The 9749-nt window shown below is 71.0% G+C and carries 6 protein-coding genes and 2 pseudogenes; 1 reads left to right on the forward strand and 7 read right to left on the reverse strand.

Annotated elements, in window-relative coordinates; all coding sequences use genetic code 11:
- Positions 1-27 precede the first annotated feature (27 nt).
- Complete coding sequence (locus AOK08_RS06345; protein WP_079053866.1) at positions 28-261, forward strand: chorismate mutase; 234 nt, start codon at positions 28-30, stop codon at positions 259-261.
- Between the two features lie 577 nt (positions 262-838).
- On the opposite strand, the gene AOK08_RS06350 is transcribed toward AOK08_RS06345, so the two are convergent.
- The 7 genes and pseudogenes from AOK08_RS06350 to AOK08_RS47060 all read right to left on the reverse strand — a co-directional run.
- Positions 839-1999, reverse strand: a complete 1161-nt coding sequence (locus AOK08_RS06350; protein ID WP_198539125.1) for a hypothetical protein — start codon at positions 1997-1999, stop codon at positions 839-841.
- A 250-nt stretch (positions 2000-2249) separates the two neighbouring features.
- Positions 2250-4064 carry a GMC oxidoreductase gene (locus AOK08_RS06355; protein ID WP_055524448.1) on the reverse strand — a complete coding sequence of 605 codons (1815 nt, stop codon included), beginning with the start codon at positions 4062-4064 and terminating at the stop codon, positions 2250-2252.
- Between the two features lie 103 nt (positions 4065-4167).
- Positions 4168-5799 carry a succinic semialdehyde dehydrogenase gene (locus AOK08_RS06360; RefSeq protein WP_055524450.1) on the reverse strand — a complete coding sequence of 544 codons (1632 nt, stop codon included), beginning with the start codon at positions 5797-5799 and terminating at the stop codon, positions 4168-4170.
- Positions 5800-6005: 206 nt separating this feature from the next.
- Positions 6006-7796, reverse strand: coding sequence for a serine/threonine-protein kinase (locus tag AOK08_RS06365; protein ID WP_055524451.1), 1791 nt, complete (start codon positions 7794-7796; stop codon positions 6006-6008).
- On the reverse strand, positions 7793-9193 hold a 1401-nt coding region (locus AOK08_RS06370; RefSeq protein ID WP_241826852.1), incomplete at its 5' end, for a diacylglycerol/lipid kinase family protein. The genes AOK08_RS06365 and AOK08_RS06370, both read right to left, overlap by 4 nt.
- Positions 9194-9343: 150 nt before the next feature.
- Positions 9344-9530 (reverse strand): annotated as a pseudogene (locus tag AOK08_RS47055) (serine/threonine protein kinase); the annotation flags it as partial.
- Between the two features lie 2 nt (positions 9531-9532).
- Positions 9533-9749 (reverse strand): annotated as a pseudogene (locus AOK08_RS47060) (serine/threonine protein kinase); the annotation flags it as partial.

Here is a 9749-nt window from a genome sequence, read left to right on the forward strand (position 1 = left end):
GTCCCGTGCGCCGCCGATGCCACCGCGGTGATCGCCGGCGCACGGGACCGCATCGACGCCCTCGACGACCGGATCATCGGTCTCGTCCAGGAGCGGATGGCCGTGTCCGCCGTGATCCAGGAGGCCCGGATCACCTCCGGCGGGCGGCGCGTGCACCTGTCACGCGAGCTGGAGGTGCTCAGCCACTACCGGGACGCGCTGGGCAGGCCCGGCACCTCCCTCGCGATGACGTTGCTGGAGCTGTGCAGGGGCCGCATCTGAGGTCGCGTCCGGGGGCAGGTCCGACGTCGCATCTGAGTTCGGGCGCCGTCTCACCCGTCCGGGGCGTGACCGTCGTACGCGTTCTTCGTTGGTACCGGTGTCCGTGCCAGCCAGGGGCGGGCCCGCATGAACCACGCGTGGCTCCAGGGTGGCGACCGGACGGCAGGGGACAGCAGCCCGGTCACCGCCGAGATCGGCCGGCTCCGGGGACGCCCGGGGCCGGCCGGCACAGCACAGTCGACACCAGCCAGTACCGGCCAGTCGGCAGGGGCCAAAAAGTACGAGCCCGGGTCAAAAGGTTGCCTACTCGGCGGCCTTCCAGCACGATGCAAGAACCACCTCAAGCCCCCTGGCGGGCAAGCGCATTGCCCTGTGGTCCTCGACCGCCATTGGTCCAGGCCGGGCGCGCTCTCCCCGCACGGGTACAGACCAACAACGCGGCGCGACCCCCCGGCGCCGCTTCCCCAGGCACCGGCGCTGCCCTGACGCCGGTGCTGACGGCAAAGGGCCCCGCGGCTCCGCCCCGCGGGGCCCTTTCCCATGCCCGGGGCCCACAGACACCCGGGCATCGCGGGTCTCACGAACGTGTGGCGATCCCGCACGTCCCGTCGCCCGACACATCGCCCGCTCCACCGCTGCGGTCGTAGGGATCGACGGTGGGGCCGGTGGGGGCGGCACCCGTGGCGGTGTCCGAACGGAACTGCGGGTGGAAGTAGCCGTCGTGCACCTCACAGTCCGAGTTGCCGAACAGGCTGTCGTACTTCGAGACGCTGATCTTCCCGGGAGTGACCTGGTACTTGGCCGGGTCGTAGAGCTCGATGTCGAGCATCCGGCGCACGATGGTGCGGGCCACCTCGGTCGCGCCCTTTTCCGCGCGCACCATCGGGTAGACGAAGGTGTAGTCGGCGTGCACGACGACCGTGTCGCGCTTGCCCGCCTCGAACGTCATCCGTCCGCGGGTCTTGATCACATGACCTGCGGGGCGCACCTGGGCGGGGTTGAACCGGGTGAACATCAACAGCGGATCGCGCTTGTCGTCCGGGCTGCGCAGGGCGGTGTTCAGGTCGCTCAGCAGCTCCTTCTGGGTGGGGTCGATCACCTTGAGCGCGGCTTCGGGGCGCGCGCCGCGCAGGACAGCCGGGTCGAGGTTCGTGTCTATCAGGAGCTGCTTGGTCTGCCGCAGCGCACGCTCCAACTGCGCCTTGGAGAACGGGCCCAGCGCCTTGGCCGGCGGCAGGACGATTCCGGCGGCGCCGTCCGCGTACCGCTCGGCGGGTGATCCGGCGAACGGCCGGGCCAGGGTCGGAATGTCCGGGTCCACCGCCGACGGCGCCGCGGTCGGCGCGGCCGTCTCCTCGGGCAGCGGCGACGCGTCGGAGGTGTCGCCCGACCGGGCGGAGTGGAAGGGGTCGCCCGGGATCAGGGACGGCTTCATGGCCACCACCGCCACGGCGATGGCCAGTGGCACGCCGATCACCGCCCACAGGCGCTTGCGCCTGCCCGCCCGGTCGGTCGCCTTCTGGCGGGCGGGGTCGGTGCGCCAGCCCACGGGCTGTTCGCCGCGAGCGTCCTGCGCGCGCAAACGTTCGGTGACCATCCGCGCCCGCGCGGAGGGTTCCTTCTGCGCGGAGGCGCGGATGTCCCGCTCGGTGTCGCGGGCGAACCGCTCCCACACGTCGTCGGGAACCGACAGTTCGGGCTCTTCGGACGACTTGCCATCAGGCTGATTATCAGACACGAAGGATATTTCTAGGCGATCGGAAAGCGGATCCACAACAAGCATCGGCCAAAACCTGAAGGGCAGTTGACATGTGACTCAGCACACATAATTTTCTGTGAGCGAAGAGCAACCATTCACAGCTGCCGCATGTCACATGTTCAGAACCACGGGTCACGCCCATGCCCCGTACCTGGTTGTCCCGAGGTCTTGAGGTTCGCCATGGACAAGGGAAGGACCTGCGCTCGGAGGGGGGCGCGGGTCCTTCTCTTTACTTCGCCTCCCGGGTTTCCCCGTGCCCACGCCCTTCGTTCGCGGGTCTCACCGCGGGCATCCCCAGGAACGGCAGCCGCAGCGCGCCGAACGCCTCCGCCGGGACCGCCGGCGCCTTCGGCGCGACCGGCCGCAGCCGTTCGTACACGGCGCCCTGGGCCGGACGCGGGTCCGCCTCGCCGTTGTTCGGCCAGTACGACATCGCGCGTTCGGCCTGCGCGGTGATCGTCAGCGACGGGTTGACGCCCAGGTTCGCGGAGACCGCGGCGCCGTCGACCACCGAGATGCCCGGATGGCCGTACAGACGGTGGTACGGGTCGATCACACCCGTCTCCCGTGAGTCGCCGATCGGACAGCCGCCCAAGAAGTGTGCGGTGAGCGGCATGCCCATCAGTTCGCCCACGTTGCTGCCGGCGAAGCCGTTGATCTCGGCGGCGATGGCCGTCGCGCTCTCCGTCGCCGCCCTGATCTGCTTGGGGTTGGGGGAGCCATGGCCCTGACGGGCCGTCAACAGGCCTTTGCCCGCGCCCTTCGGCTTCAGATACGTCGTCAGGGAGTTGTCCAGGGACTGCATCACCAGGCCGATGATGGTCCGCTCCGACCAGCGGCGGTTGGAGATCGAGCGGAGGACCAGGACGGGGTGGCGGGCGGCGTTCGCCAGCCAGCCAAGGACCCTCGACGACCCGTCCGCGTAAGGGACTTGGAGGATCGACAGGCCGCCCATCGAGTTCGAGCCCTTGCCGTAGCGGACGGGTTCGACGTGGGTGTTCTCGTCGGGGTGGACGGAGGACGTGATGGCGACTCCGCGCGTGAAGTCGGCCTTGGCCTGGCCGGTCGCCCTGCGGTAGCGGCGGTCGTCGGTCTGGGCGCCGACGAGCGCCTCCGAGTTGGTGCGGGTCAGCTCACCCAGCCGGTCGGACAGGTACGGGAGTTGACCGCCCGCCTTCATCCGGTGCAGCAGGGTCTGGGTGCCGTAGGTGCCGGCGGCCAGGACCACGCGCCGGGCTGTGAACGTACGGCCCCCGCTCTTCCGCTTCGCGTCCGTCGGGAGCGTGGCGACCGCGTAGCCGCCGCGTGAGTCGTCCGTGACGGACACGGCCGTCGTCAGGGGGTGGACGACGGCGCCCGCCTTCTCGGCCAGGTAGAGGTAGTTCTCGTTCAGGGTGTTCTTCGCGCCGTGCCGGCAGCCCGTCATGCACTCCCCGCACTCGATGCACGCCTTGCGCGCGGGCCCGGCGCCGCCGAAGTAGGGATCCGGGGCCTGCTCCCCCGGCGCCGCCCTCACCTCGCCGGCCGCGTCCTCGCCGTCACCGAAGAACACGCCCACCGGCGCGAGATGGAAGGTGTCGCCGACGCCCATCTTCTCGGCCGCCGCCTTGAGATGGACGTCGGACGGGGTCGTCGTCGGGTTGAGCCGTACGCCGAGCATGCGCCGGGCCTGGTCGTAGTACGGGCTCAACTCCTCCTGCCAGTCGGTGATCTCGCGCCACTGGGGGTCGTCGAAGAACGGCTTCGGCGGTACGTAGAGGGTGTTGGCGTAGTTCAGCGAACCGCCGCCCACGCCTGCGCCGGCCAGGACCATGACGTTGCCCAGCAGGTGGATGCGCTGGATGCCGTACATTCCCAGCCGGGGTGCCCAGAGGTAGTTCTTCAGGTCCCAGGAGTTCCTGGGGAGTGTGTCGCGCATGAAGCGGCGGCCCGCTTCCAGGACGCCTACGTTGTAGCCCTTTTCCGTGAGGCGCAGGGCGGTTACCGAGCCGCCGAAGCCGGAGCCAACGACGAGGACGTCGTAGTCGTAACCGTCCTGCGACACGTTGGCTCCTCGTCGAGTGATGGGTGCAGGTCGTCTGTGGTTGCTCGCGCCCACCCGGCGGAGCCGCAAATCGATACAGCCCCGCGCCCCTAAAAGCGGTGGGTCAACGCATCCTCAGTGCCTTCATCACCCTGAGACTCCTGCTCATGAACTCCGCGTACTTCTCGTCGGTCATGCCCAGCGCCGGGGCCATCGGCAGCAGGCGTTGCTGGGCGATCGTCTGGGCCTCGGTGAACTTGAGGATGCCCTCGGAGCCGTGGCGGCGGCCGAGGCCGGAGTCCTTCATGCCGCCCATGGGCGCCTGGACACTGCCGTACGCGGACGCGTAGCCCTCGTTGACGTTGACCGTGCCGCAGCGCACGCGGGCGGCGACGGCGCGGCCACGGGCGCCGTTCTTCGTCCAGACCGAGGAATTGAGGCCGTACGGCGTGGAGTTGGCGAGGGTCACCGCCTCGTCGTCCGTCTTGAAGCGGTAGATCGCGACAACCGGGCCGAAGGTCTCCTCCGAGCAGACGGCCATCGGGGTCTCGACACCGTCGAGGATGGTCGGCTCGTAGAAGTACGGGCCGATGTCCGGGCGGGCCGTGCCGCCCGCGAGGACCTTCGCGCCCTTCGCGACCGCCTCGTCGACGTGCTTCGTCACCGTCTCCAACTGGCGTTCGCCGACCAGCGAACCCATGTCGGCGCCGTACGCCAGGGACTTGCCGAGCCGCATCGCCTTCGTACGGGCCACGAAGCGCTCGACGAACGCGTCCGCGATCGACTCGTGGACGTACAACCGCTCGATGGAGATGCAGAGTTGGCCGGCGGAGGAGAAGCAGGCCCGGACCGCGCCCGCCGCCGCCTTCTCGATGTCGGCGTCGTCCAGGACCAGCATGGCGTTCTTGCCGCCGAGTTCGAGCGAGACGCCGACAAGGCGCGCGGCGGCGCCCTGCGCGACCTCGCGGCCGGTCCGGGTGGAGCCGGTGAACGAGACGTAGTCGGCGTGCCTGACGACCTCGGGGCCGATGACCGGACCCTCGCCGAGGACGACCTGGAAGACATCGGCGGGCAGGCCGGCCTCGATGAGCAGGTCCCTGGCCCACAGGGCCGTCAGGCAGGTCTCCGTGTCCGGCTTCATCACGACCGCGTTGCCCGCGACGAAGGCCGGGATCGCGTCGCCGACCGACAGCTCCAGCGGGTAGTTCCAGGGCGCGATCTGGCCCACCACCCCACGCGGGTGGCGCAGTTCGGTGACCCTGGTGAGGGTGGGCATCGCGCCCGCGTGCCGCTTCGGCCTCAGATAGCGGGCGGCCGTGCGGCCGTAGTGGCGGGCGGCCACGGCGACGGCCTGGACCTCCTCGTGGGCGTGCAGACGGGCCTTGCCGGTCTCCAGCTGGATGAGGTCGAGAACCTCGGCCTGGCGGGCCAGCACCAGGTCGTGGAAGCGGAGCAGCACGGCCGCACGCTGCCGTACCGGGGTCAGCTCCCACACCCTCTGGGCCACGCGGGCCCGGTCGTACGCCTCCGCCACGTCCTCGGGGGTGGACTCCGGCAGGTCGGCCAGCTTCTCACCGGTGAACGGGGTGTGGTTGGCGGTGCGGCCGGAACCGACGACACCCTTGGTGAGCTGGGCGATCAGCTCCGGGGTGACCACGTCGGCGGCGGTGCGGGCGCCTGCGGGCGCGGGTGCCAGGGGGTTCGTACCGGTGGGGGTGTCGGTGCCGGGCTTTACCGGGGCCTGCGAGTCCGTCATGAGCGGCAGGGTATGACGGCTCGGAGGCCTTTGGGTACCCATGGGTAACCCGGATTCGCCACGTCCACGCACGGTACGGGCCCCCCGGTGGCATTCCGCCAGTGACCACTGGCAACGAATCCGCTGATCAGGGCGTCGGGCGTCGCGCGCCCAGCCGGGGGGCGGCAGGACGCGTCACTTTTTTCTGGCCGGGAGCCGACCCGGAGTCACTTCTCGTCGATCGCGAGCCGGTCGCGCGCCTCCTCGAAGACGTCCGCCCCCCGCTTCTCGTCCGGCGTTCCCTTGGGCATGTCGACGCGCAGCTCGTACAGCCTGCTGTCGGCGGTCAGGATCTCCACCTGCATGACCCGGAAGACCTTGCCCTCGGTCTCGTACGTGGTGTCGGCCTGGACCGCCTCGTAACCGTCGACGATCCTTTGCTTGTACCGGGTGGTCGACTGGCCGTATCCCGACCAGATGTTCGCGGCTTCCTTGGCCTGGCCCAGGGGCGAGCGGGGTGCCTTGTCCCAGAGGGTGAGGCGGACCTGGATGACCTCGTCGTTGTCGTAGATCGCCATGCGGGGCTGGTCGTCGGCGTCGCCCTGCTGGTGGAAACGGACGTACTGGCGGGGCAGGGTGAGGACCGCTCTCAGGTCCTTCTCGTCATGGGCCAGCCAGGCGTCGATTGTGGGGAGAGGCTCCACGGGATCGCCGCCGGGGATGCCGCGCGGCACCTTTGCGACCGATGTGTCCTCGCCTCTTTTCTCGACGCTCGAGCCCTCGGCCAGCGTGCCGGCGACCGCGAGCACGGCCGCCCCGGCCAGGACCGCGAGGACCAGGCGCCGCCGGGGACGGAAGCGACGCGGCCCCTTCTCGGCGGGCAGCGAGGAGGCACGCGTTTCGGGCGACGGGCCGGACACGAGGCCCCCTGGTGCCGCTGCGCCGGGTACGACCGTGTCGGGCCCGGAAACAACGGCCGGCCCAGAAGCGGCGGCGGGCACGGAGGCGGTACCGGGTGCGGGCGTGGGTGTCCCGGCCGCGGCCTTCAGCCGTACCGTTCCCGAGTCGTCCGCGAACTCATTGAGCCCGTGCGGCTTCTGAGCCTTCGTCACATCATGGCGCTCCGGCGCCTTCGGCAGTGGCCAGCCCTTGGAGACCGCCTCCAGGGCCGCGGCGACCTCGTCCGCCTCGGGGCGCTCGGCGGGGTCCTTCATCAGCAGCCGTACGATCAACGGGCCGAGCGGGCCCGCCTGTTGGGGCTCGACCGGTTCGGCGGAGAGAATCGCGGCGAGCGTGGACTCCAGGGTCGTACGGCGGAAGGGGGACCAGCCCTCGACCGCCGCGTACAGGAGTACGCCGAGCGACCACAGGTCGGAGGACGGGCCGGCGCCCCGCCCGGACATGCGCTCGGGCGCGATGAACTCCAGGGAGCCGACGAACTCGCCGCTCATCGTGAGGGATTCCTCGCCCATGATGTGCGCGATGCCGAAGTCGGTCAGGACGACCCGGCCATGGCTGCCGAGCAGCACGTTGGCCGGTTTCACATCCCGGTGGACGATCCCGACGGAGTGCGCGGCCCGCAGCGCGCCGACCACCGCGAGGCCGATACGCGCGGACTCGGCGGGCTTGAGCGCGCCCCGCTGGAGCACCTCGTGCAGCGACTCGCCGCGCACCAACTCCATGACGATCCACGGGAGTCCGTCCTCGACGACGACATCGTGGACGGAGACGGCCGAGGGGTGGTCGACGCGTGCGGCGGCCCGCGCCTCCCGGTGGAGGCGGTGGGCGATGCGCTGGTGGGCGGCGTCCCGCGGGTCCCCGGGCAGCCTCGGCTGCTTGACCGCGACCTCCCGTTCGACGAGTTCGTCCTGGGCCCGCCACACCGTGCCCATGCCACCGGAGCCGATCCGCTCGGTCAGCCGGTACCGGCCGCCGACCAGCCGTCCCTCGTCACCCTTGCCGCCCCTGTCGCGGTTTTGCTCATCCCTGTGCGCGCCGCCTTCCCCGTCGTTGTTCATGCCCCATCCCTATCCTGCGGGGCCGACGCTTGTCGACGCCGGTTCAGCGCGTCCGTCGTACGGCGGGGCAGCGCCGTACGACCGACCGTGGCCGCCAGTTTGCGCAGCCGCCGCCAGTCCATGGGGGGCGTCGGGGCGGGCACACCGGGCCGGTCGCGGGGGACGCGGACGCGCAGGGCACCCGGTTCGACGCGGCAGCGGACGGGGGCGGGCAAGACGAGGGCCTCGCCGTCGAGGCCGACCTCGATCTCGGGCTGGTCTGCGTCGACGACGACCTCGTGGGCGGTGACGACGGTCATGCCGGTGGCGTACCGGCCGAGCAGCAGTTCGGCGGCCTGGGCCGCGTCCTCGACCTTGATGCCGAGCACCCCGAGAACACCGGCGTCCAGGCGCTCGCGGCGGCCTAGGCCGGCGAGGTCGTCCATCCGGTACCGGTTGTTGCTGACCAGGACGGCCTGGGGTGCGTGGATGACCGTCTCCCCGGATTCCCCCGGTTTCCCGGACGCCGTACGTGCGTGCGGGTGGGCCCGGACGGTCAGAGTCGGGCCGCGTTCGAAGGTGAGCAGCTCGGGCAGCAGGCCCAGGGTGGTGCCCACCTTGTCGTCGCGGTAGGCGGGGCTCTGCACGATCGACGCGTACGCGCCGAAGGAGGCGTTGTTGACGAAGGGCCGGCTGTCCCCCGTACCGCCCCCGTCGCCACCGCTGTCGAGGAAGCCGAGGTCCACCCTCAGCTCCGCCCCGCCCGCGTCCGTGAGTGCGTCGAGGCAGGTCGCCGGGTCGTCGCGGTCGAGGCCGAGGTCCATGGCGAAGTGGTTGCGCGTACCGGCGGACACGACCAGGAAGGGCAGGCCGTGTTCGGCGGCGACGCCCGCGACGAGGGCCTGGGTGCCGTCGCCGCCGGCCACGCCGAGCAGATCCGCGCCCGCCGCGACCGCCTCCCGGGCCAGAGCGGCGACGTCCTCGGGTTCGGGCCTGGCGGGGTCGAGCAGGTGGACGCGGGCGCCGAGCCGCTCCGCCTTCTCGCGCAGCCGGAAACGCTCGACCTTTCCGTCGCCGGAGCGCGGGTTCATGACGAGGAAGGGCCGCAGGGGCGCGGGCGCCTCGTACTCGCGGACCGGCACGACATGGGACCTGGTGCTGCTGAGCGCGAATTTCCCGGACCACATGGCGGCGCCCCACAGGGCGAGGGAGACGAACGCCAGCCACAGCAGGTTGGCGGCGGCGAAGATCGCGACGACGGCGACGGGGGTGGCGACGGCGAGCACCGCGCCCACGCCCCGCACGAGGCCGCGCCGGGCGAGCGCCCACCACAGCCCGGCGGCGGTGAGCACGGCCCCGCCCACGCCGACCGCCGCGAGCAGCAGGCTGTTCAGGCCCGCGTAGCCGATCGGGAGCAGNNGCGCCGCCCAGCGCTGCCGGGCATGTGCACGTCCGAACAGCTCGTTGCCCATGCCGGTGCCCATGTCCATGCCGACGTTTTAGCAGAGTTGGCATCCAGCGTTCGTATCCAGCCCGCTCGCAGGTGGATCACCACACCACCGCTCCGGTCAGGCGCCTTTGACGAAGAAGGTGTCGAGGGCGACGTCGAAGTACTCCTTCGCCTCCCGCACCTTGCCGACGGGTGCCGACACCCATACGTCGTACATCCGTCCGCCCTCCTCCCAGCACAGGTCGTAGGTGTGCCGTGGCCCCTCGGTCGCGTTGAAGCCGTCCCAGGTGAACTCCCAGAGCGCGNNGAGCGGGCCCCCCGGCTGGGGGCCGGTGACCTTGATCCCGAGGCGGAAGGTCTCCCCCGGCGACAGATAGAAGACGCGCTCCTGCTGCTCGGAACGCGTGAACCCGTCCGGGACGGCCAGTGAGAAACCGCGCGGGTCGTGGGCCAGGCGGTAGCCGGAGGGAGCGGTCGGGACGGAAGGCGAGGCGGCGGGCGGGGCCGAGGGTGAGGCTGAGGGC

Origin of the sequence: Streptomyces graminilatus, assembly GCF_001418565.1 — a bacterium.
In the GTDB taxonomy this organism is placed as follows: Bacteria; Actinomycetota; Actinomycetes; order Streptomycetales; family Streptomycetaceae; genus Streptomyces; species Streptomyces graminilatus.

Coding starts and splice junctions, on each gene's coding strand:
- AOK08_RS06360 (WP_055524450.1), bottom strand. CDS start 5,799: ATGACGGACTCGCAGGCCCCGGTAAAGCCCGGCACCGACACCCCCACC.
- AOK08_RS06365 (WP_055524451.1), bottom strand. CDS start 7,796: ATGAACAACGACGGGGAAGGCGGCGCGCACAGGGATGAGCAAAACCGC.